The organism is Leuconostoc carnosum (genome assembly GCF_014207505.1).
Taxonomy (GTDB): domain Bacteria; phylum Bacillota; class Bacilli; order Lactobacillales; family Lactobacillaceae; genus Leuconostoc; species Leuconostoc carnosum.
Genome location: NZ_JACHGL010000002.1, coordinates 60,161 through 84,337 on the forward strand (window position 1 = coordinate 60,161; position 24,177 = coordinate 84,337).

At 37.2% G+C, this 24,177-nt stretch carries 25 protein-coding genes and 1 other annotated feature; of the genes, 24 read left to right on the top strand and 1 reads right to left on the bottom strand.

All coding sequences use genetic code 11. The features are described 5' to 3' along the window. Positions 1-23 precede the first annotated feature (23 nt). The gene (locus HNQ98_RS02415; RefSeq protein WP_014973988.1) at positions 24-536 is read left to right on the top strand and encodes a YiiX/YebB-like N1pC/P60 family cysteine hydrolase; all 513 of its coding nucleotides are present in this window, start codon (positions 24-26) and stop codon (positions 534-536) included. Positions 537-564: 28 nt separating this feature from the next. On the opposite strand, the gene HNQ98_RS02420 is transcribed toward HNQ98_RS02415, so the two are convergent. Then, entirely contained in the window at positions 565-2,631 is a 2,067-nt protein-coding gene (locus HNQ98_RS02420) for an ATP-dependent Clp protease ATP-binding subunit (protein ID WP_014973989.1), read from the bottom strand. 196 nt (positions 2,632-2,827) lie between these two features. On the opposite strand from HNQ98_RS02420, the gene ykzS reads away from it, so the two are divergent. From ykzS to HNQ98_RS02535, 23 genes are all read left to right on the top strand, one after another. Further along, positions 2,828-3,001 carry a protein YkzS gene (ykzS, locus tag HNQ98_RS02425; protein ID WP_014973990.1) on the top strand — a complete coding sequence of 58 codons (174 nt, stop codon included), beginning with the start codon at positions 2,828-2,830 and terminating at the stop codon, positions 2,999-3,001. Between the two features lie 97 nt (positions 3,002-3,098). Further along, positions 3,099-4,106, top strand: a complete 1,008-nt coding sequence (locus tag HNQ98_RS02430) for a rod shape-determining protein (RefSeq protein ID WP_014973991.1) — start codon at positions 3,099-3,101, stop codon at positions 4,104-4,106. Positions 4,107-4,182: 76 nt separating this feature from the next. Beyond that, positions 4,183-5,040 carry a rod shape-determining protein MreC gene (mreC, locus tag HNQ98_RS02435; protein ID WP_014973992.1) on the top strand — a complete coding sequence of 286 codons (858 nt, stop codon included), beginning with the start codon at positions 4,183-4,185 and terminating at the stop codon, positions 5,038-5,040. Next, positions 5,041-5,568 (top strand): rod shape-determining protein MreD, encoded by a 528-nt coding sequence (mreD, locus tag HNQ98_RS02440; RefSeq protein ID WP_014973993.1) that lies wholly within the window; start codon positions 5,041-5,043, stop codon positions 5,566-5,568. Positions 5,569-5,610: 42 nt separating this feature from the next. Then, positions 5,611-5,834 (top strand) — a binding site (T-box leader). A 184-nt stretch (positions 5,835-6,018) separates the two neighbouring features. Then, positions 6,019-6,660: an amino acid ABC transporter permease gene (locus HNQ98_RS02445; RefSeq protein ID WP_014973994.1), complete on the top strand. Its 642-nt coding sequence runs from the start codon at positions 6,019-6,021 to the stop codon at positions 6,658-6,660. Between the two features lie 3 nt (positions 6,661-6,663). Beyond that, the gene (locus HNQ98_RS02450; RefSeq protein WP_014973995.1) at positions 6,664-7,302 is read left to right on the top strand and encodes an amino acid ABC transporter ATP-binding protein; all 639 of its coding nucleotides are present in this window, start codon (positions 6,664-6,666) and stop codon (positions 7,300-7,302) included. After that, the gene (locus HNQ98_RS02455; RefSeq protein ID WP_014973996.1) at positions 7,302-8,156 is read left to right on the top strand and encodes an amino acid ABC transporter substrate-binding protein; all 855 of its coding nucleotides are present in this window, start codon (positions 7,302-7,304) and stop codon (positions 8,154-8,156) included. Before HNQ98_RS02450 ends, HNQ98_RS02455 begins: the two co-directional genes overlap by 1 nt. Before the next feature lie 148 nt (positions 8,157-8,304). Further along, positions 8,305-9,759: a cardiolipin synthase gene (gene cls, locus HNQ98_RS02460; protein ID WP_014973997.1), complete on the top strand. Its 1,455-nt coding sequence runs from the start codon at positions 8,305-8,307 to the stop codon at positions 9,757-9,759. Next, the gene (gene yfmF, locus HNQ98_RS02465; RefSeq protein ID WP_014973998.1) at positions 9,756-11,018 is read left to right on the top strand and encodes an EF-P 5-aminopentanol modification-associated protein YfmF; all 1,263 of its coding nucleotides are present in this window, start codon (positions 9,756-9,758) and stop codon (positions 11,016-11,018) included. The genes cls and yfmF overlap by 4 nt, the downstream gene beginning before the upstream one ends. Position 11,019: 1 nt before the next feature. Further along, the gene (gene yfmH, locus HNQ98_RS02470; RefSeq protein WP_014973999.1) at positions 11,020-12,291 is read left to right on the top strand and encodes an EF-P 5-aminopentanol modification-associated protein YfmH; all 1,272 of its coding nucleotides are present in this window, start codon (positions 11,020-11,022) and stop codon (positions 12,289-12,291) included. A gap of 13 nt (positions 12,292-12,304) precedes the next feature. Continuing rightward, the gene (locus tag HNQ98_RS02475; protein WP_014974000.1) at positions 12,305-13,186 is read left to right on the top strand and encodes a helix-turn-helix domain-containing protein; all 882 of its coding nucleotides are present in this window, start codon (positions 12,305-12,307) and stop codon (positions 13,184-13,186) included. A gap of 10 nt (positions 13,187-13,196) precedes the next feature. Beyond that, positions 13,197-13,778 carry a CDP-diacylglycerol--glycerol-3-phosphate 3-phosphatidyltransferase gene (pgsA, locus tag HNQ98_RS02480; RefSeq protein WP_014974001.1) on the top strand — a complete coding sequence of 194 codons (582 nt, stop codon included), beginning with the start codon at positions 13,197-13,199 and terminating at the stop codon, positions 13,776-13,778. 132 nt (positions 13,779-13,910) lie between these two features. Further along, positions 13,911-15,053: a recombinase RecA gene (gene recA, locus HNQ98_RS02485; protein WP_014974002.1), complete on the top strand. Its 1,143-nt coding sequence runs from the start codon at positions 13,911-13,913 to the stop codon at positions 15,051-15,053. Positions 15,054-15,164: 111 nt separating this feature from the next. Next, complete coding sequence (locus HNQ98_RS02490) at positions 15,165-15,857, top strand: response regulator transcription factor (protein WP_014974003.1); 693 nt, start codon at positions 15,165-15,167, stop codon at positions 15,855-15,857. Positions 15,858-16,032: 175 nt separating this feature from the next. Further along, positions 16,033-16,947, top strand: coding sequence for a phosphate ABC transporter substrate-binding protein (locus HNQ98_RS02495; protein ID WP_014974004.1), 915 nt, complete (start codon positions 16,033-16,035; stop codon positions 16,945-16,947). A 69-nt stretch (positions 16,948-17,016) separates the two neighbouring features. After that, on the top strand, positions 17,017-18,372 hold the full coding sequence (locus HNQ98_RS02500; protein WP_135197245.1) for a sensor histidine kinase: 1,356 nt from the start codon (positions 17,017-17,019) through the stop codon (positions 18,370-18,372). A 97-nt stretch (positions 18,373-18,469) separates the two neighbouring features. Then, the gene (locus HNQ98_RS02505) at positions 18,470-19,351 is read left to right on the top strand and encodes a phosphate ABC transporter substrate-binding protein PstS family protein (protein WP_014974007.1); all 882 of its coding nucleotides are present in this window, start codon (positions 18,470-18,472) and stop codon (positions 19,349-19,351) included. A gap of 92 nt (positions 19,352-19,443) precedes the next feature. Continuing rightward, complete coding sequence (gene pstC / locus HNQ98_RS02510) at positions 19,444-20,367, top strand: phosphate ABC transporter permease subunit PstC (protein WP_014974008.1); 924 nt, start codon at positions 19,444-19,446, stop codon at positions 20,365-20,367. Continuing rightward, positions 20,367-21,251, top strand: a complete 885-nt coding sequence (pstA, locus tag HNQ98_RS02515; RefSeq protein ID WP_014974009.1) for a phosphate ABC transporter permease PstA — start codon at positions 20,367-20,369, stop codon at positions 21,249-21,251. Before pstC ends, pstA begins: the two co-directional genes overlap by 1 nt. Before the next feature lie 86 nt (positions 21,252-21,337). Beyond that, on the top strand, positions 21,338-22,165 hold the full coding sequence (pstB, locus tag HNQ98_RS02520) for a phosphate ABC transporter ATP-binding protein PstB (protein ID WP_014974010.1): 828 nt from the start codon (positions 21,338-21,340) through the stop codon (positions 22,163-22,165). Continuing rightward, complete coding sequence (pstB, locus tag HNQ98_RS02525; protein ID WP_014974011.1) at positions 22,162-22,932, top strand: phosphate ABC transporter ATP-binding protein PstB; 771 nt, start codon at positions 22,162-22,164, stop codon at positions 22,930-22,932. Before pstB (HNQ98_RS02520) ends, pstB (HNQ98_RS02525) begins: the two co-directional genes overlap by 4 nt. A gap of 54 nt (positions 22,933-22,986) precedes the next feature. Then, positions 22,987-23,661, top strand: a complete 675-nt coding sequence (gene phoU, locus HNQ98_RS02530; RefSeq protein WP_014974012.1) for a phosphate signaling complex protein PhoU — start codon at positions 22,987-22,989, stop codon at positions 23,659-23,661. 159 nt (positions 23,662-23,820) lie between these two features. Beyond that, positions 23,821-24,177 carry a phage holin family protein gene (locus tag HNQ98_RS02535; protein ID WP_014974013.1) on the top strand — a complete coding sequence of 119 codons (357 nt, stop codon included), beginning with the start codon at positions 23,821-23,823 and terminating at the stop codon, positions 24,175-24,177.

Here is a 24,177-nt window from a genome sequence, read left to right on the forward strand (position 1 = left end):
GATTGTTTAAAGTGAGTAGTAATATGAAAATAAAGGCTGCAGACTTACTATTTGTTCGCAATCAACATGATGATTTGGATGAAGCGATTGCTGCAGCAACTGGTGATTACATTCATGTTGGCATTGCGCTAGACAATTATTCTGTTATTCATGCAAGTGGTCGTTATGGTGTTGTGATACAATCTTTAACTGAATTTATAGAAAATTCTGGACATGCTGACATCTATCGTCCAATGACCAACCAAGTTGATCGTGTGATTTCTCAAGTACAAGCATTTGAAGGATTACCGTATAATTTTTCATTTTATCCAGATGGTCCGGGGCTTTATTGTTCTCAATTAGTAGCTCTAGCTTTTAAGGGTGTGATTACATTTAATGAACAACCCATGCAGTTTGGTGATGGGCAACATGATATATCAGATTTTTGGTTAAACTATTATTTCAAATTAGGGCTTGCTGTACCTTTAAATCAACCTGGTACAAATCCTACTGATATGTCACATTCTGATCAATTAGAATATATTGGTCGAATATAAAAAAGCACGTTCTTAGAACGTGCTTTTTTTAAGCTTTAACATAGTCATTTTCAGAAATAACAATGTCGCCGGTTTCGGTATTCACATCTGCAAATAGTGTTGTACTTTCAGGGTGTGCGAGATAGTGGTCAGCCAAAGTATCGGCAATTTTATCTTGTAATACACGACGTAATGGTCGGGCACCAAGAGCGGGATTATAACCAAGTGCAGCTAATTTGATTTTAGCAGCATCACTGACGGTGACGTTTAAATTATTATCGGCCAAATTAGCATTCATATCAGCCAACATTAAATCAACAATTGTTAAGAGATGTTCTTGAGATAGCTGTTGAAATTCAATAATATCGTCGAAACGATTGAGAAATTCAGGTCGGAAATAGTTTTCTAGGCGTTGTAATAATCGACTTTTGGGGTCAGCTTGATTGAAACCTACTGGTGTGTTACCGGTATCTGTTGAACCAGCATTGGATGTCATAATAATTACTGTATCCTTAAAGCTGACAATATGACCTTGAGCATCTGTTAAACGACCATCATCCAAGATCTGTAAAAACATATTCATGACATCTGGATGTGCCTTTTCAATTTCATCAATCAAGACTAATGAATAAGGATGACGGCGAACTTGCTCAGTTAATTGACCGGCTTCTTCATAGCCAATGTAACCAGCTGGGGCACCAATCATTTTAGAAACAGAATGCTTTTCCATGTATTCTGACATGTCAAATCGAATTAAGGCATCTTTGCTACCAAACATTTCTTTAGCAAGTTGTTTAGCTAGCTCAGTTTTACCGACACCGGTTGGGCCGACAAATAAAAACGAACCTATTGGTCGACCTGATTTTGTTAAACCAATGCGATTTCGGCGAATAGCCTTGCTGACTGTTTGAACAGCTGAATCTTGACCAATCACATGTTTTGATAACTGTTTATCGAGATCTTGTAATTGGTTGACTTCATTTTCTTTCAAATCTCCAACTGGAATATCAGTTTTGTCTTCGATGATTTTCAGAATATCTTTTTCAGTGACGGGTTGTGGTTTAAACATTTCAGGATGAGCTTCAACTTGTGCTTTTTGAGACTCAAGTTGGTTTGTTTGATCCCGCCAGTAGCTGGCTTTTTCGAAATCTTCTTTATCGATGGCTTCTTGCTTTAACTGCTCAGCATTATCAATCTTAGTTTGAATAGATTTAGGATCAGCGATTGTCATTGTTAGGTTTTTACGTGAGCCGGCTTCATCAATCAAATCAATCGCCTTATCAGGTAAAAATCTTTCAGGAATGTAGCGATCAGAAAGTTCAACAGCGGATTGAATAGCGTCTTCTGTGAAGACGACGTGATGATAGTTTTCGTATCGCTTTTGGATACCTTTTAAAATCGTAACGGTTTCTTTCTTAGAAGGCTCTTCCACTTGTACAGGTTGAAAACGCCGTGCAATAGCACCGTCTTTTTCAATTTTACGGTACTCGTTGAGTGTTGTAGCACCAATAAGTTGGAATTCGCCTCGAGCCAATGCTGGTTTTAAGATATTACCGGCATCCATACCACCTTCCGCATTCCCGGCACCCATGATTTCATGAACTTCGTCAATGAATAGAATGACAGTATCATTGCTGCTAACTTCTTTCATCAATTGGCGCATACGTGCTTCGAATTGACCACGCATTGAAGTACCTTGCACGAGCGCTGACATATCTAAACGAATGACGTCTTTTGATTGTAACTTTTCTGGGACTTTATTGGCAACAATTGCTTGGGCCAAGCCTTCAACAACGGCTGTTTTACCAACACCAGGTTCTCCGATTAAGACAGGATTATTTTTGGTGCGGCGATTAAGAATTTCAATTGTCCGTGCGACTTCTTTATCACGTCCAATCACTGGATCAAGCTTACCTTCACGCGCCTGTTGTGTTAGGTTAATACCATACTCTTCCAAAAATGTTGGCCGTTTATTATTTTTGTTTTTGTTATTTTTTTGCTGTGGTCCAGTGGTATTTTGACCACCATTTTGTGCGTCTTGCATTTGTTCATTCATTGCGCGCATCATGTCATCAAAATTAATATTGTTAAAGCCAAAGGGGTCTTGTGCTGCCATAATTATCAGTAGTTTTTGTAGTGGTTAAATCATGTTGAAGATCGATATATTAGAGTGATTTAACACTACAAGAACATTTCCTTTCTATATATTATGTATTAATTATAACAGTTCAACATTAAATTGCAATTAAAGTTAGCACTCTGATAGTTTGAGTGCTAACTTTAATTATTGTATACTAGAAGTGAGGTGTATTATGGATTATAAACAACTATTAAATGATTTGCGTGATGGTAAAATTGATGAGATTAACATGACGCCAGAGGCATTTCCGGAATTTCAAAAAGTTTGGCGGGAATTTCCATCACAGAATCGTATTCGTGGTATAGCGGGTAAGCAGGGTCAAGTCAAGTATGTTCGTGTAAATTAATTAGTCAAAAAATGTGTTTCTATGCTACAATACTATCAGTTAAACATAAAATAAAATTGCGCATATTTTACATTCTAAGTATAAAAGGGGCAGCATTGTGGCATTTTCATTTGGACAACGTAACGTCGGTATCGATCTTGGTACGGCCAGTACATATGTATATATAGAGGGACGTGGTATCGTATTGCGTGAACCATCTGTAGTTGCACGTAATACAGAGACAAACGAAGTTGTAGCCGTTGGTTCTGAAGCAAAAGATATGTTGGGTCGCACACCAGCTAGTATTGCTGCAATTCGTCCAATGCGTGACGGTGTGATTGCCGACTATGATACAACAGTAGCAATGATCCGATACTACCTACAAAAAGCACTTGGTGGGCGTATTGGAAAACCATATGTGACAATTGGTGTACCATCAGGTGTCACAGCGGTTGAACGTCGTGCAGTTATTGATGCGGCTCGTGTTGCAGGTGCACGCGATGCGTATGTGATTGAAGAACCTTTTGCTGCAGCTGTTGGTGCAGGGCTACCAGTGATGGATCCAACAGGATCAATGGTTGTTGATATGGGTGGTGGAACGACTGATGTGGCCACTATTTCATTGGGTGGTATTGTGTCTAGTCGATCAATACGTATTGCTGGTGATAAACTAGATGAATCAATTGCTAATTTTGTACGTAATAAGTACAATGTGACAATTGGTGAACCAACTGCTAGTCGATTGAAGGTCGAGATTGGCGCTGCTTCTTTGGAATTAGCTAGAACTTTGCCAAATGCTTCCGTGCGCGGACGTGACCTGTTGACTGGTTTGCCAAAAACAATTGATGTGACTGCCGAAGATGTGGCAACTGCTATTCAGGAACCAGTTCAAGAAATTGTTGCTGCAATAAGAGAAACGTTGGAATCAACACAACCAGAATTAGCTGCTGATGTAATTGATCATGGTATGGTCTTAACAGGTGGTGGTGCATTACTTCGTGATATGGATAAAATTATTCAAGAAGCAACTAAAGTACCTGTTTTGATTGCTAATGAACCATTAGATGCCGTTGCAATTGGTACTGGTGAAGCACTAAAATCAATTGATGTTATGCGTCAAAACTAAATATAAGATGAGCTTAATTGAACACTAGCGTGGCGCTTGCGCTACGCTTTTATTTTTAAAACAAGGGGACAACAAAATGCGTAAAATATTTTCATCACGCACCGTTGTAACAATTATTATTGCCGTCATTGTGATTGTAGGGTTAATTGCGGGATCGAACTGGTGGGCGAAAAGAACGAATACACCACCATTTATACAACGCTTTGGTAATGATTTAGCTGGTGGCGTAAGCCGAGTGATTGCTATGCCGACAAATGCTGTTGGACGAACAGCTAATAGTATCGGGAATTTATTGGATACTTTTTCGGAAAATCGTGATTTGAAATCAAAAATTGATGAGTATGCGCAAAACAAAGTACGTTTGCAAACTATTGAAGAAGAAAATGCGTCACTTAAAAAGCAACTTAAGTTACAAGCAACGTTAACTGATTACAAAACAGTTTCTGCTGTGACGATTAGTCGTTCACCAACAACATGGCAATCACAGCTAGTTATTAATAAAGGATTAAATTCTGGGCTGAAAAAAGGCATGCCAGTGCTAGCTGGAGCAGGAATTATTGGTCGTATTAGTGAAGTAAATACCACGAACGCTAAAGTGGCTTTGATTTCTGATACGAGTGAAGAAGCTAATCGTTTTGCTATTACGATTAAAGGTGACGATGGCGATGTTAATGGTATTGTGACTAATTTTAATAGGGAAAAAAATCAGTTGATCATGGGCCAAGTTACCTCTGATAACAAAATTAAAAAGGGTGATTTGGTAAAAACTTCGGGTCTAGGTGGCATCATTCCAGCAGGCATATTTGTAGGAACAGTTACTAGCGTGACGAAAGATGATTATGGTCTATCTAAGCAAATCAATATTGAACCAGCAGCAGACTTAGGTAATATTACAACAGTTGTTGTTGCGGTATCAGAGATTGGAGCGCAATAGATGGCATTTTGGCAGTTAACACGCTTACGTGTTGTATATCCAATTGTATTATTGTTTTTATTATTTGTTGATGGTAGTTTAATGTCTGGAATGGGTGGTATATTTACTGCGTTTCCATGGCATATACTACCTGTATTAACCCTAGGATGGTTATTTTACGCTGTACAATTTGATGCTGAAACAGATATGCCATTCTGGTTATATGTCATCTTAATTGGCGTGCTGTTTGATATGTATTATACTGGTATTTTTGGGACATATACATTAGCATTTGTTAGTTCAGTGGCTGTCATGATGCAGCTTCATAAAGTATTAGATGAGCGCCTATTAAGTGGATTATTTATGTTTTTAGTTGGTCTGATTGTTTATCTGTTGGTCACTTATGTGGCAGGTTTTATTACAGGTGTATCAAGTGTTGGTTTAACGGCATTTATGTTATTTGAAGTGATGCCGACGGTTATTTTAAACGTAATGATTGCCGCAGTCGGTTATTATCCTGTTTGGTCGCTATTTCAATTTTTGAGATAGTTCTTGACAAATAACTTGAAAAGAATATAATAAGAAATATATTAAAAAACGTTGAGTAGAAGAGTAGGTTAATGTATCCTTCAGAGAGTTTGTGGTTAGTGCGAGCAAACGGTTATATTAAACGAAACACATCTGCGAGTGTGTGATTGAATTGAGTAGGTCATATCGGGAATGCCCGTTACCGCATACAGTCTTTTGACTGACTGAGATGTAACTAGTGATAGTTATATAATCAAGAGGTGGCACCGCGGAAAAACGCCCTCTAAATACGACTGTATTTAGAGGGCGTTTTCTTATTTTGGGTGGAAAGACTGACAGAGTGGTTTTGTGTGAGCAAAATCAAAATCTGAGGTGGTATCACGCTCAAGCGTCCTCTTGTAATTAATTTTGCAGGAGGATTTTTTTAATCAAAAAAATGAAATTAATGTTGTCAGTTAGAAGGAGATAAAGATGAATTATTTGATGGAAATATTGCCAAGCTTATTAGCCGGCTTGAAAATGACACTAGGTGTATTTTTCCTAACCATTATTGGCTCGGTGCCCTTAGGAATTATTGTTTCATTAGGCATGAAGTCACCTTATTTTACGATTCGTTGGATTATTAATGGCTATATTTGGATTATGCGTGGAACGCCACTATTATTACAGCTGATTTTCGTTTATTATGGTTTGGGTATGATAGGCATCACGTTTCCAAGATTTGAAGCAGCAGTGATTGCTTTTATTATTAACTATGCCGCTTATTTAGCAGAAATTTTCCGTGGTGGACTACAGTCAATGCCACGTGGACAATATGATGCTGCAAAAGTGCTTGGTTTTAATAAATTTCAAACTTTTTTCAAGATTATCCTGCCACAGGTGATTAAAATTATTGTGCCATCGTTTGGAAATGAAGTGATTAATTTAGTTAAAGATACGTCATTAGTCTATGTAATTGGCTTAGGAGATATTCTGCGTGCGGGAAACATTGCAGCGAGTCGTGATGTGACATTATTACCATATTTGTTGGTTGGCTTGATTTATTTACTCATGACAGCAATTGTCACAGTGGCATTGCGCCGTAGCGAAAAACGTTTAAATATTTGGAGATAAGCTATGTTAGAAATTAAAAAATTAACCAAAAAATATGATACGAATACAATTTTTAGAGATTTGAATTTAACGGTTAACGATGGCGAGGTGTTAAGCATTGTTGGCCCATCAGGTATTGGTAAAACAACCTTAATTAAAATTTTAGCCGGGTTAGAAACAGCTAATTCTGGTCATATTATGCTTAATGGTGATGAGCTGCCAGTAGACGGCACACGCTTTGATGCTAAAGTTGGTTTGATTTTTCAAGACTTTAACCTTTTTCCGCAATATACTGTGATAGAAAATATTACACTAGCACCCATTAATGTTAGAAAAACAGATAAAGTTGTAGCACGGCAACAAGCAAACAATATTTTGACGACTTTAGGTATGCTGGACAAAGCTGATTTATATCCATATCAATTATCTGGTGGACAAAAACAACGCGTGGCTATTGCCCGTGCATTGGCTATGAATCCGCAAATATTAGCTTATGATGAACCAACCAGTGGTTTGGATGAAGTGGCTACCAAGCAAGTCGGTGACATCGTGCAAACGTTAAAAGGGCAAGGGGTGACACAACTCATTATCACTCACGATCAAACTTTTGCAGAGATGGTGTCAGATCGCGTGTTTGATTTTGCAACGGAGGTACAACGTTAATGGTAACAAAGAAAAAGAAAATTATAGTTAATACAATTGTCGCTCTCATATTCTTTGCATTGATTGGTTGGGTTGCAATTGGACTAAATGAAAATTCAAAGAAGACATCACAAAATAATCAAACAACATCTCAAGTTGATGAGTGGAATCGTATTAAAAAGACAAAACAAATTACAATTGGTCTAGATGATACCTTTGTACCGATGGGATTTCGTGATAAAAATGGAAAACTTATAGGATTTGATGTTGACTTAGCAAATGCGGTATTTAAAACAATGGGTATCACGGTTAAATGGCAACCAATTGATTGGTCAATGAAAGAAACAGAATTAAACACAGGAAACATCGATGCCATTTGGAATGGCTATACTAAGACAGCTGCACGAGAAAAGCAGGTCGCTTTTTCTGAAACTTACCACAATGCGACACAAGTACTTGTAACGCTCAAAAAGAATAATATTAATCATTTTACTGATATGAAAGATAAAGTTCTTGGTGATCAAACAGCATCAAGTGGTGATGAAGGCTTTAGTAAGTATCCAAAGGTATTAAAGCAGTATGTAAAAGACCAAAAAGTCGTTGGTTACGATACGTTTGATAAAGCGTTTAATGATTTGAATGCTGGACGTATTGATGGTTTATTAATTGATGAAGACTATGCAAGGTATTATGTTGCCCACCAGCCAAATCCAAAAAATTATACAATAACGGTTGGTGACTTTCCGGTTGACCAAACTGGTGTCGGTTTCCGAAAATCGGACAATGGATTGCGTCGTGCTGTTAACAAAACATTGGCCGCATTTAAGGCTGACGGTCGTATGAATGAGATAGAAGATAAGTGGTTTTCAAAGTAATTGAATACGTTTTAATAAGCAATTAAGGTTGTCTGGTGACAATGCTAATTGCTTTTTTGTGCTTAATTATATAATTGATTATTTGATATAAAATAATGTAAAAAATGGTAAACTAGTAGTATTATGAAAATAGTAGATAGGGAGTGACATGCTAGAAAATTCCGTTCTAATCGTTTTATGGCTTATTTTGTTAGGTAATACAGCTGTTGCTATAATTGCTGTTTTCAGTCAAAAACGTGATATTGCAACAATTTGGGCATGGTTGTTAGTGTTAATATTGATGCCTGTTGTAGGCTTCTTTATTTTCTTTCTGGTGGGTAGCCGCATATCTAATAAAAAAATCTTTCGTTTACGCACACAAGAACAACGTGGGTTAGAACAAATTGCAGAAAATCAGCGTCAGCAATTAGAAGCAATTGAACAGTTATTACCAATTCCTGATTCAGCATCTGAACTAGTGAATTTATTTCTAACATCAGATGATGCAGTCCTAACACGTGGTAATGAAATTAATATTTACAGTAATGGTAAAGATAAATTTGCAGCACTATTTGACGACATTAAAAAAGCTACTAGCCACATCCATTTAGAATATTTTACAATTTATGATGATGAGATTGGCAATCAACTCGTTGATTTATTAACACAAAAAGCTGGTCAAGGTGTTGAAGTACGTGTGATTTTTGATCAATATGGCTCGCGTGGTCAACATCATGACATGTATAAAAGATTACGTGATGCTGGTGGTGTGGCAGAACCATTTTTAATGCGCCATTTTCAATTATTGACTATACGATTTAACTTTCGAAATCACCGTAAAATAGCTATTATTGATGGTAATGTGGGTTATATTGGTGGTTTCAACGTTGGAGACCAATATTTAAGCAAGTTTAAAAAATTTGGTCATTGGCGTGATACACATATTCGGATTCACGGTGACGCCGTACTATCATTACAGAGCCGTTTTTTAATGGATTGGAATGCTACTGCACCAGCTCAAGAATTACTCACTCAAACAGTTGATTATTTTCCAGAAATTACAGAATTACCTGGTCGTGCAATGGTTCAAATTGTTTCAAGTGGACCTGATAATGATTTAAAGCAAATTAAACAAGGTTTTATGCGCATGTTCGCTTCTGCACGCGAAGAAATTACAATTGAAACACCATACTTCATACCAGATGCAGCTATTCTAGAAACCTTACAAATGGCTATTATGTCAGGTGTACGCGTCAGACTAGCAATCCCAAACAAACCGGATCATCCGCTTGTCTATCGAGCAACACAATATTATGCTAGAGAATTAATCGAACTCGGAGCGGAAGTTTATCGATATGATGGTGGATTTTTACATAGTAAAGTTGTCATAATTGACCATGAAATTAGTACCGTTGGTTCAGCTAACATGGATATTCGCTCATTTGCTTTGAATTTTGAAGCAAATGCATTTATTTATGACCCAGATATTGCTGTACAATTAGAAAATTTATTTGAGAACGATATGCAACACGCTACATTATTAACAATTGAAGATTTCGAAAGGCAATCATTTTGGATGACTTGTTTACAAAAATTTAGTCGTCTATTCTCACCAATTTTATGAAAAAAATACAACTTAAATCTGGCGTGAACCTTGTCGTTCTGCCAACAACACAATTTAAAACATTGCACATTGCAGTTGATTTTGCAGCGCCGTTGCAGACAGATAGTGTATCTTCGCGTTCTTTATTATCTTATTTAACTGCAGTGAGCTCTAAAATTTATCGAAATCAACAAGCTGTTGCGCAAAAGACGATTGATTTATATGGTGCACAGTATGAAACTGATGTTATGCGCTTTGGACAAACACATCATGTGAGATATAGTATGCAGTTACCTGCACCGGTTTATCTTGAAAATACATCGTATTTACTCCATGATGCTTTTTCATTTTTAAGAGAAATGATTTTCAATCCATTAGCTGATGGGGCACAATTTGATCAAGAAACTTTTGAAAAAGAGCGACAGAGTTTGGTTAATGAATTGTCAAGTTTAATGGATGATAAGCGACGCTACGCTGTGACTAAGCTGCGTCAGTTAACTTATACCACGCCTGAGATGCGGGTATTATCATCAGGTGTTGTAGCAGATGTTGCGAAATTAACTGCTAGCGATGTATACGATGCATATCAGGATATGATTAACCATGATACAATGAACATTATCGTTTTCGGCGATATTGATGAAATGCAAGTATTGTCAGAGTTAGAATATTGGCCGCTTAAGCAACGTGAACCACGTCAATTGAAGCCATTTTATCGGCAACCGGTTCATACTTCAGTGGATGAATTATCTGAAAAACAACCAGATATTAACCAAGCCATTTTAACTTTAGGTTATCACTTGAACTTATCACCTGACGATCCTAGACGTTTTGTCGCCTTGGTTTTCAATACCTTGTTCGGTGGCTCACCCTTATCAAAGTTATTTACCAACGTACGTGAGAAAGAGTCATTGGCTTATAGTATTTATTCACGCTGGCAAAATGATACTGGTTTTATTACGGTAGCTGCTGGATTGGATAAAGCTAAAATTGCTCAAACAGAAAGCATGATTGCAGAACAAATTGCAGATATTCAAAATGGCAATTTTAGTGAAGAAACATTAGCAGCGATTAAAACGAGTCTGATTAATGATTATCTCAGCCAACAAGACTCACCAGCAAGTGAAATTGAACTTGTATTTTCACGTTTGCTAACACAACGTGAAACCCCAGTAGCACAATGGGTAGCTGAGGTTTCTGCTGTTACACCTGTTCAAGTTGCTGAACTCGCTCAACAATTAACGCTGCAAAGCCGGTTTATATTGCTGCCCAAAGGTTAATATGATAGAAAAAAATTATAAACAATTTAAAGAAAAAGTGATTACTGAAACACTAGCTAATGGGTTGAAAGTGATCATGATACCAAAACGAAATTATCACAAAACATTTGCTGTTATTACTACGCCATTTGGCTCCTTGGATCGTCAATTTCAAATTAATGACGAAGCACCCATCACGGTACCTGCTGGTACGGCACATTTTTTAGAGCATAAACTTTTTGAAAAAGAGCATAGTGATGCTTTTACACGTTTTGGCGAGTTGGGAGCAGATGCGAATGCATTTACTAATGCTTTCCAGACGAGTTATTTGTTCTCGACAACACAAAATTTGAAATTAGCTGTGACACATTTATTAGATTTTGTGCAGACACCGTATTTTAGTGACCAAACAATTGCTAAAGAGCAAGGGATTATTGGTCAAGAAATTCAAATGTATGATGATGATGCGAATTGGGCAGTGTATATGGGTTTGTTGCAACTATTGTATCCTGATTCGCCGTTGGCTGAGGATATTGCTGGTACGAAGCAATCAATTTCAAAAATCACGCCCCAACTGCTTTATAGTATTCATCGAGCATTTTATCAACCAAATCAGTTGACTTTACAATTAGTTGGTTGTTTTGACCCAGTTGAGGCATTGTCAGTCATTCGGGCTAATCAAGAGAGTAAACAATTTGAAAATGTTGCCGTGACACGTTTTGAAGCGCCAATTACTGTGTCTAGAAAAAAAGAAGTCATTCAATCATTTGATGTATCTCGACCCAAGATTGCTTTAGGTATTCGGTTAGAAGGTACGCAATTAACTGGTTCAGAAGCCACGAAGTTCATTTTAGCAACTGACATTCTAGCTGATATGTTATTTGGAGAGCAGACAGACTGGTACCAAAACCTGTATAATAAAGGTATCATTGATACGGAATTTACAACCTCTTTTGATTTACTTCATGGTTATCAATTTGTTAGTTTTTTCTCTGAAACAACTGAGTATGAGCTATTAACGAAAGCAATTTCAAATCAAATGGCTAGCTATGAAGATGTATTGTCACGCCAAGAAGAGACATTTGAAGCCTTACGTCGCGCGACATTGGGAGAAGGTATTCAACGTCTTAATTCTCTAGAAAGTATTGCTTTACGTGGGGATGATACATTATTTGGTACGAATTTGTTTGATAAAGTGATGTTATTACAAGAGTTAACGTATAATGATATATTAGAGAGCGCTAAAAAAATATACCAAAATGCGACTTTAAAACGTTTTATTTTGAAAAAATAATAATAGGAAAATCATGAACGAAACTTTAATAAATCAAATTGGGGAACAGCTAAAAGCTGCTCGGCTGAATCAAAATTTAACATTAGATGATATCCAAGCAACGACTAAAATACAAGTACGTTATCTGGATGCTATTGAAAATAATAATCTCAGCATTTTGCCGGGAGATTTTTACGTGCGTGCCTTTATTCGTCAATATGCACTAGCTGTAGGTTTGAATCCCGAAGATTTACTTGGTGAAGTAGCACCTGAATCTATTTCTCGAAGTCATGATTTGAGTCGTGCGCATCGTGATAATGATGGGATTGTGCGTGCAGGAATTGATCATCGTCAAACCGCGAAGTCGCGAATATCAGGTATGATGCCCACAATTTGGCTAGGCATTTTAGTCGTTGTGGTATTGATCATGATTTGGTTTGTTTTAACGCACATAGGTATTGGTAGTCAAAATTCGAGTAACGATACTGACAATGTATCAGTATCGACGTCGACTGTGCCAAGTTCGTCTTCTGCACGCGAATCCTCCTCTAGTGCATCATCATCTCGTAAACCAGCGAAGAAGGCAGCCACTAAATTAGATTTAGGAACCCCAGAACAAAATGCAGCATTACAAACTACAATTTATAATCTATCAGGTCAAGAAAGCAAAAAACACACTGTTAAAATTACAGCAAGAGGTACAGGGACTAATGTTAAGGTTAGTGTTGGCGCAAATGTCTTATTAGATGAAAATGTTACAACTGATCAAACAATTAGTATTCCGGCAGATAGTGAAGCAGTCAATGTTCAATTTACCAATGTGGTTAATGCAACAATGACATTTGATGGGCAAAAGGTCACCGTACTTGACACGGCAACCCCGTTTTGGAATGTGCTTTTTAACTTAGATAAGTGAGAAAAAAAGAATGAATCTACCTAATAAATTAACAGTTTTTCGTATCGTTTTAATACCCGTTTTTATTTTAGTATTATCTGTACCACATAATTGGGCTACACTCCTTTTTTCTGGTGAGGCAATTCCTGTGAATTGGATTATAGCGGCGATTGTATTTGCCATTGCTTCAATTACTGATTTTTTAGACGGGCAAATTGCTCGGCGCCAACATTTAGTGACTAATTTTGGTAAATTTGCAGATCCTTTAGCAGATAAGCTGTTAGTGATGACTGCCTTAATTTTTCTAACCAGCTTTAACGTTGTATCTGCTTGGATGACTGCAGTAATTATTATTCGAGAATTAGCCGTTACTGGTCTTCGTACACTTATTGTTGAAAATAATGGTAAAGTACTTGCAGCACAAATGCCTGGTAAAATTAAAACATTTTCACAAATGTTTGCTATCTTTTTCTTGTACTTAAAAGATATGCCATTTGCTGCTATTCATTTGCCAATTGGTCATATTTTAATTTGGATTGCTGTTATTTTTACTGTTTATTCAGGTCTTGATTATTTTTGGAAGAATCGCGATGTTTTTTCTGATGGGATGTAAAAGTGTCTTGCGTTGATTTTTCGTATCATCTATACAGAGAGCAAGTAGTGCGAACAATTGTTCGATAAATGCTTGCTTTTTATAGTAGAAACAGGTAAACTGATTGAGTAAGATAAAAGGAGTTAGCCGCAAATGGTAACGAAAAAAACGACTAAAAAAGAAGACAAAGAAAACCAAGCTAAGGGTCGCAAAGCAGCACTTGATGAGGCACTGAAGAAAATCGAAAAAAACTTTGGGAAAGGGTCTGTGATGTTGTTGGGTGAAAACGCAACAACGCAAGTGGACACTTACCCATCAGGATCAGTTAAATTAGATGTTGCACTTGGTGTTGGTGGTTATCCAAAGGGTCGTATTATTGAGATATATGGACCAGAATCATCAGGTAAAACGACACTGGCATTGCATGCTGTCGCTGAAGTACAAAAAGCTGGTGGCACAGCAGCGTATATTGATGCTGAAAACGCTTTAGATGTTAAATATGCTGAAGCATTGGGCATTCATAAAGATGAATTATTGTTATCACAGCCAGATACTGGTGAACAAGGATTGGAAATTGCCGATGCTTTGGTACAATCTGGAGCAGTTGATATTATCGTTATTGATTCAGTTGCAGCATTGGTGCCTAGGGCTGAAATTGAAGGCGAGATGGGTGATGCCCATGTCGGATTACAAGCTCGTTTAATGAGTCAAGCGTTACGTAAATTAGCCGGTACATTAAATCGTACAGGAACGATTGCTATCTTTATTAACCAAATCCGTGAAAAGATTGGGGTGATGTTTGGTAATCCTGAAACAACACCTGGTGGTCGTGCGCTAAAGTTTTATTCAACGATTCGTTTAGAAGTACGTCGATCAACACAAATTAAAGATGGTACAGATGTTACAGGAAACTTAACTAAGGTCAAAGTTGTTAAAAATAAGGTAGCACCACCATTTAAAGTTGCTGAAGTCGATATTATGTACGGAAAAGGAATTTCACAAACTGGGGAAATTCTTGATTTAGGTGCTGATACAGAAATTATCCGTAAAGCTGGGGCATTCTACTATTATGATGATGTCAAAATAGGGCAAGGACGTGAAAAGGCGAAGGAATTTTTGGATAGTCCTGAAAATGCCGAGATGCGTCAAGAAATTTATGCTAAAGTACGTGATATTTTTGGTATCGGTGATGGTAGTACAACTGAAGTCGCACCAGAAACAGAAGAATCAGTGGATGAACCAGATACATTGGATTTGGGGAATAATGATGATTTGACTGACGAACCAATTGTATAAATCCTGTAAAGGTAAGGAGAAGTGCTAGGGCATTTCTCCTTTTTTTGTTACAATGCAATTAAGAAAACAAATGGAGGATGGCACTTTAATACGTTAAAGTGTATACATGTCATGACAAGTATTTTAGTGGTGGATGATGAATTAGCGATTGCAACGTTGTTAAAGTATAATCTAGAGCAAAATGGATTTGACGTCACTTTAGCCGAAACAGGTGATCAAGCCTACGAACTTGCTTCTAAACAGGCATTTGATGCTATTCTATTAGATTTGATGCTACCAGTGATGGATGGCATGACAGTATTAAAAAATTTACGGCAAGATAAAATTAGCACACCAGTAATTCTGATTACAGCTAAGGGTGATGAATTTGATCGTATTTTTGGTTTAGAATTAGGTGCAGATGATTATATTACCAAACCTTTTAGTCCACGTGAAGTTATTGCCCGACTAAAAGCCGTGTTACGCCGTTCGCAGCAAACAAAACAGCAGAATGCGACACAGCTTGATGTGATTGAGATTCAAAATTTAACGATTGATGATAGTAAAAAAGTAGTGACTAAAGATGGTGTGATCTTAACTTTGACACCTCGAGAATATGAGTTATTATTGTATTTTGCCCAACGGCTAGGACGTGTGATTGATCGTGAGACAATTTTGACAGCAGTATGGGGTTATGAATTCACTGGTGAAAGCCGCATGGTTGACATGCATATCAGTAATTTACGGGAAAAGATTGAGCGTAATCCAAAGACACCAAAGTTACTCAAAACTGTACGTGGCTTTGGCTATACGATGGTTGTGTAGATTTGTAAAGACACATTTACATCTATTTACACAATAGTGACCGTTTTATGAAGCTTTCTCTTACATAGCGTGTGTAGTATATAAATTGTAAACAAGGAACGGTTACCAAGAACTGCTACTACAAACCTTGTTTACATCATATAGACTTCTGCGATATAAAAAGGGAGAATGCGTTATGAACAAAAAAGTTGTTGGCATTATTGGCGGTCTTGTTGTGATTGCGGCAGGAATGATATTGTATACTAGTTCTGGTGCAAACCAAAATGCTAAAAAAGCAGGTGATTCAACGTCTAGTGGTGCGAGTGTCGGTGGGAAAGTGTTGGCACTAGGATCTACTGCGTTACAACCATTGGCTGAGCAAGTTAGTAAATCTTTTCAAGATAAGAATCCAGGAGTCACAATTACCGTACAGGGTGGTGGATCAGGTGCTGGATTAAGTCAAGTATCTGATGGTTCAGCTCAAATTGGTAATTCTGATGTTTTTGCTGAAGAAAAAGAAGGTGTAGATGCTTCTAAATTGATGGATCATAAGGTTGCGGTTGTTGGTATTGCACCTGTTGTTAATTCTGATGTACAAGTATCAAACCTGACGAAAGCTCAACTACGTGATATATTTACGGGTAAAATTACGAACTGGCAAAAAGTCGGCGGTAAAGATCAAAAAATTGTGGTAGTTAATCGTGCTACTGGTTCAGGAACGCGTGCAGTCTTTGAGAAGAATATTCTAGACAATCAAAAAGCCGTCCAGGCTACCGAACAAGATTCAAATGGCACGGTTCAAAAAATTATTGCTACAACACCGGGATCAATCTCATATCTGGCTTTTGCTTATCTTGATACCTCAGGTATCAAGGCGTTGAATATTGATAAGGTACTACCAGAAAAGAAAAATGTTGAAGATAACACTTGGCCAATATGGGCCTATGAACATATGTATACTAAAGGAGAACCCAAAGGTGCAACCAAAGAATTCTTGAATTATTTTATGACAAAAGAAGTTCAAAAATCAATTGTGCCCAAGTTAGGTTATATCGGTTTAACTGATATGCAAGTGACACGTGATGCTAAGGGCAATGTGAGTGAAAAGTAACCTTAATTAGGACTAAAGCCGTCGATTTAGACGGCTTTTTTGTTATGATAGATGTATTGGAGTAATGTTATGAAAACAGTGATACTTAAATTTATATCGTTTTTAGTAATAAATATTGTTTGTTTAGTATTAGTTAATCATGTCATGTTATTTAGTGGTCAACAGTTACTTGCACTTTTTTTTATGATATTGATTAGCACTACGGGTGTTGTTTGGGTAGCTGATTTATGGGTGTATTATCAAAAAAAAGAATTAAGAGTGATGCAACAGCGAATGGCTTTAACGATTAAAGGGGATTCACCACGTATCGTATTGACCGAACCCAATCTACCCTACTATGATGTTATTCGACAGTTCAATGCACTGCAAAGTTATATTCGCGACGAACAACTCTCAGCTAGACGTGATATTAATAATTATCAATCATTACTAGCGAGTCTACCGGTTGGTGTGATTAATGTTAACCGTCAACACGTTGTTGATGTATTTAATCAAACGGCAGCAGACTTATTAGGTGTTGAATTACGCCAAACGCCAGTTACAGAAAGTTTAGTCATACAGCAATTTACTTTGTCAGAATTAATTAATCAGACATTCAATGCACAAAAGAATCAACGGTCTGTTTTAAATTTACAAATTAATGGTGAAACTAAACAATTTGAAGCAAGTACACTTTATCACAAAAATGATTCACAATATGCCGAGGTGATGGTGATTTTATATGATCTTACCTCAGTTTTACAAATCGAGCGTATGCAATCAGACTTTTTGGCAAATGCTTCTCATGAATTGAAAACACCATTGACAGCTATTACTGGGTTTGTAGAGACCTTGCAGGGTAAGGCAGGTGAGGATCCGACGGTACGTGCACAGTTTTTAAAAATTGTGGCCGATGAAACCAGCCGGTTAGCATTGTTAGTTAATGATATTTTATCCATATCACGATCATACCAGAATAGCGATGATAAGCAGGTATCATTAGCTGTTCATACTATTGTCACAGACCAATGGCAACATATGAAAACTATAGCTGCCTCTAAGAACGTGACCTTTATAAATAATGTACCACAGGACTTTACGATTTATGGTTTCAAACATGATTTGCAAACGATTTTGCAGAACTTGATCGGGAATGCCATTAAATATAATGTGTTAAATGGTAGTGTTACGGTTTCAGCGTACCAACATGATAGTTATTGGCAATTGGAAGTTAAGGATACAGGTATTGGCATTCCAAAGCAGCAACAGTCGCGTATTTTTGAACGCTTTTATCGTGGTGATGAATCACGACAAAGGCATATCGCTAGTGGTACTGGGTTAGGTTTAGCAATTGTCAATGAACTTGTTTCGAAACACCACGGTGAAATCAATGTTAACTCTCAAGTAGCTGTGGGGACAACGATAGTTATCAAATTACCGCTATAAAAATAGTCTTTACACAACCTTTACAAAACCATGCTTTTACATTTACATAACTTTAAGATAATAAAAGGGTAGTAGTTTAATCTTGGGAGGCATCATAATGTCGAAATCGCATCGCGCAACAATTGTAGCTACAGTTGTTGCGGTGGGTATTGTTGCGGCGCTTGGAACCGCTTATGCAACACGTGATCAGGGGTCAAGTGGTACATCAATTACTGCTGTTGGCTCTACAGCACTTCAACCATTTGTTGAAGCAGCTGGTGAGGAATACGCTAAAACTAATGTCGGCACATTTGTTAATGTGCAAGGTGGCGGTACCGGTACAGGATTGAGCCAAGTATCGCAAGGCGCTGTTGATCTTGGTAATTCTGATGTTTTCGCGGAGGAAAAAGAAGGTATTGATGCTAAGTCTTTAGTTGATCATCGCGTAGCTGTTGTAGGAATTACACCATTGCTAAACAAAGATAATGGTGTCAAAAATTTGACCACAGCACAGTTAAAATCAATTTTTACTGGGAAAGTAACTAATTGGAATCAAGTTGGCGGGAGAAATCAAAATATTGTGATTATCAATCGTGCAACTGGTTCTGGTACAAGGGCTACTTTTGAAAAATGGGGACTACAAGGTGCTAAGAGTACTGAAGCACAAGAACAAGATTCATCAGGAATGGTACGTTCAATTGTGTCCACGACACCAGGAGCTATCTCATATGCTGCTTTTGGTTATATCGACAAAAGCGTACTAGTACCTTCTGTGAATGGTGTTGAACCAAATAACAAAAATGTTGCTAATGGTCAATATGGTATTTGGTCATATGAGCATATTTACACAAAGGGTCAACCTACTCGACACGTTGCAAAATTTTTAGCATATCTAACCTCTGATAATATTCAACGTACATTAGTTCCAAAGTTGGGCTATATTTCCATTCATGATATGAATGTCGAACGTAGTGCCACTGGTGAGCTTGTCAAAAAATAAGTCATTGCATACTTAATAAACTTATCTATGGCTATGCCATATTTTATAGAATATAAAATAGAGTTTAATGACTTAAACATTTTGGAGAAAAAATGGATAATATTACAAAAAAGTTGATGCAAAAATCTGAATCAACAAAAAAAGATTCGATGGGACGAGCTATTAGTTTAGCTGCTTTAGCCTTGATTGTCATTGTTGTTGTCTCAATTTTTGCTTTTGTTATGAGCAGAGGTTTATCAACCTTTGTTCGTGATGGTGTGAGTGTTAAAGATTTTTTATTTGGCACAACATGGAATCCGTCCGTTGTTAATCCACAAACAAAACAACCATACATTGGTGCACTGCCAATGATATTAGGGTCATTTTTGGTTACTTTTTTAGCTGCCATTGTTGCAACACCATTTGCTATTGGTACGTCATTGTTTATGACTGAAATTGCCCAAAAAAAAGGTGCCAAATTGATGCAACCAGTGATTGAATTATTAGTTGGTATTCCGTCAGTTGTTTATGGATTCATTGGCTTGACAGTTGTTGTACCGTTCATTCGTCATTTATTTGGTGGTTCTGGATTTGGTATTTTATCAGGTACGATTGTTTTGTTTGTTATGATTTTACCAACAATTACTTCGATGACTGTTGATACATTGAAGTCTGTGCCGCGCCATTATCGAGAATCTGCGCTAGCTATTGGCGCAACTCGTTGGCAAATGATTTACAAAGTAGTGCTGAGAGCAGCAACACCAGGTATACTGACAGCTATTGTGTTTGGCATGGCACGTGCCTTTGGTGAAGCACTAGCTGTACAGATGGTTATCGGTAATGCAGCTTTGATGCCAAATGATTTGATTTCACCGGCATCAACATTAACATCAGTATTAACTATGGGTATTGGTAATACTGTCATGGGCTCTTTGCAAAATGACGTTTTGTGGACATTGGCTATGATCTTATTGTTGATGTCATTAATCTTTAATTTGATTGTACGTGCCATTGGTCGTAAAGGAGAAATGAAATAATGAATGCAAAAACTGCTGATAAACTAGCAACTGGTGTGATTTATGCTATTTCTGGTACAGTCGCTTTGATCTTAATTGCCATGTTGTCTTTCATTTTAGTACGTGGATTACCTCATCTATCGTGGCATTTTTTAACCACGCCTGCTAAAGCCTTCGAAGCAGGTGGTGGTATTGGTATACAGTTATTTAATTCGTTTTATTTACTTATTTTAGCTATGTTGATTAGTTTTCCAATTGCTTTGGGTGCCGCAATTTACTTGAACGAGTACGCTAAAAAAGGACCGATTACAACAATTGTGCGTACAGCAATTGAAATTTTGAGTTCTTTACCATCAGTTGTTGTGGGGTTGTTTGGTTTTCTGTTGTTTGTTGTTAAGCTACATTTAGGTTTTTCAATTTTATCTGGTGCCATTGCATTGACTTTATTTAACTTACCGCTACTCACACGATCAATTGAGACAAGTTTAGCGCAAATCCCTAATTTACAACGTGAAGCTGGATCTGCACTTGGTTTATCAAGATGGGAAACGGTTATTCATGTTATTTTACCAGCAGCAGTGCCTTCAATTATAACAGGAGTTGTTTTATCTGCTGGTCGCGTATTTGGAGAAGCCGCTGCCTTAATTTATACAGCTGGTCAATCAGCACCAGCACTTAATTTTTCAGACTGGAATCCATTCAATATATCTAGTCCGCTAAGCCCAATGCGTCCAGCTGAAACTTTAGCTGTTCATATTTGGAAAATTAATTCTGAAGGAATTATGCCAGATGTATCTGCTGTATCTGCTGGCGCTTCAGCTGTTTTGATTATAGTTGTACTTTTGTTTAATTTCAGTGCGCGTAAACTTGGCGCAAAACTGCATAAGAAATTAACAAGTGCTTAATTTTTAGAAATCTGAATTGATTGAATATGAAATAGTAAATACTTAACATTTGCTAAATGAGTGATGAAGAAAGTGTGGCAAGCCTTATGGAGTTAAAACCAGTTAGTGAGTTTATCACTGATGACGCCCCAGAGCGTTATATCTATGATATGCAATCAAAAAAGCATGAAATTGCTTTATCAACAAAAGATTTACAAGTTTATTATGGCGACAATTTAGCCCTCAGTGAAGGGGATTTATCATTTGAACGGTATAAGATCACAAGCTTGATTGGTGCCTCTGGTTCAGGAAAATCAACTTTCTTGCGGTCGTTAAACCGTATGAATGATGGTGTGGCAACAGTCAAAGGGAATATTATGTATCGTGGGGTGGATATTAACACCAAGGCAATTGATGTTTATGAGATGCGCCGTCACATTGGGATGGTATTCCAGCGACCTAATCCATTTGCCAAGTCAATTTATAATAATATTACGTTTGCGTTGACACAACGAGATCACTATACAAAAGAAGCACTTGATGAAATTGTTGAAACGAGTTTAAAACAAGCTGCTTTATGGGATCAAGTAAAAGATGATTTGAATAAATCAGCCCTTGCATTGTCAGGTGGGCAAGCGCAACGCTTAGTAATTGCCCGTGCATTGGCGTTAAAACCAGACATCTTGTTATTGGACGAACCATCGAGTGCGCTTGATCCAATATCATCAGCTCAGGTAGAAGATACGTTGCTTGAATTAAAAAAGCAATATACTATCATTGTAGTGACGCACAATATGCAACAGGCTGCACGAATTAGTGACTATACGGCATTCTTCCATATGGGTAAAGTGATTGAGTATGATTTAACGCGTAAAATTTTCACACGACCTAAAGTTGCACTTACTAATGATTATATTTCGGGGAATTTCGGATGACAGATAATAATCACAAAAATATACTAGAAACGCGTGATGTCAAGTTGTGGTATGGTCACGCAGAAGCGCTACATGGGATTAATTTAGATTTTCCAGAAAAAGGAATTACCGCACTTATTGGTCCCTCAGGCTCTGGTAAGTCAACTTACCTGCGTGCGTTAAACCGTATGCATGATTTGGAAGACAATGTCACAGTGACGGGTTCATTTAATTTTAATGGGCAAGATATCTATGCACCAACGACAGATACGGTAGATTTACGTAAACGTATTGGCATGGTATTTCAACAGCCCAATCCTTTTCCGTTTTCAATTTATGAAAATGTTATTTTCGGATTGAAATTAGCCGGTGTGAAAGAGAAGGCTGTGCTTGACGAGGCGGTTGAACGCTCATTAAAACAGGCATCAGTTTGGGATGAAGTAAAAGATGATTTACATAAATCAGCATTAGGATTGTCAGGTGGGCAGCAACAGCGTGTTTCACTTGCCCGTGTTTTGGCCACAGCGCCAGAACTATTATTACTAGATGAGCCAACATCTGCCCTTGATCCAGTTTCTAGTCACAATATCGAAGAAACATTGTTGAATTTACGTGACGATTATGCGATGATAATTGTGACACACTCTATGTCCCAAGCCTCACGTATTTCAGATCGAACAGCCTTCTTTTTGAGTGGTGATTTGGTTGAGGTTGATGCGACAAAGCATATTTTTTTAAATCCAACAAAGCAGGAAACACAAGATTATGTGAGTGGTCGATTCGGTTAATTATGAAGAATACTAACAGATGATGCATACGTTAACAGAAAAAGGAGCAAGAACATGCGACGATTATTTGATGAAGAATTAGCAGATTTAGATAATTCATTTACAGAAATGGGCATGCTCGTTGCCCAGACGATTCAAAGGTCTGTGCAGTCATTTGTGGATCATGATCGCGAAGGTGCCAGAGACATCTTAGAAAATGATCACCAAATCAATGAACGTGAAGCAGCAATTGAAAAGAAAACATTTGAAATGATAGCACTCTATCAACCAGTGACAACAGATTTACGAGAAATTGTCACCATCTTAAAAGCTGTATCTGTTTTAGAACGTATGGGAGATCAAGCACGTAACATTGCCAACTCAACTATACGAGTAAAAGGTACGAAACATATTTCTGGGGTTGAACAAGAGCTTGGTAAAATGGGCGAACAAGTTGCGAAAATGGTTGCTGAAGTCATGGATTATTATATTAAAAATGATGCTCATGGTGCTCAGACTATTGCTGATGAAAACCAATCGTTATCAAAGCGGGCAGCTAAAGTACGTTCTGATGCTTTGGAGGGAATGAAAGAGGATGCAGAATTAGTTGATTCAGCTGCAGACTATTTAGTTATTGCTGGATATCTTAAGCGTATTGGTGATTACACAACTGACATTGCAGAATGGATTGTTTATAAACGTACAGGTAAAATTATTGAATTAAACCCTGGTTATAATTATTTTATTTAATCGGTAGTTAATTCTTGTAAAAACAGCTAAACAAATATTGTTTAGTTGTTTTTATTTCTCATAGTGTCTAAATTTTGGTATAATATAGATATTAGTCAGATTCATAAGTGCATGATAACAACACATTAAGCGCTTACATAACCATCCAAGGAGGAAACAATGCGATTCATTGCAAGATTAGCAACAACGATGCTAGTTTTCTTGATTTTATCATCTTTGTTTTATGATGCGTTACGCGTTGACAATTGGCTAGTTGCACTTGGATCTGCACTAGTCTTATCCATTCTAAATACCATTATTAAACCAATTTTAATTATTTTAACCTTACCGTTAACTTTGATCACATTTGGTTTATTTACAATTATTGTAGATGCCATTATGCTTGAAATAACAGCAGGTTTTATTCAAGGTTTCGAGTTTTCTAGTTTTGGCTGGGCAATATTCACAGCTATTATTTTGTCTATTGTGAATGCTTTATTGACACCTAATATACGTATATATACAGAAAGAAAGTAA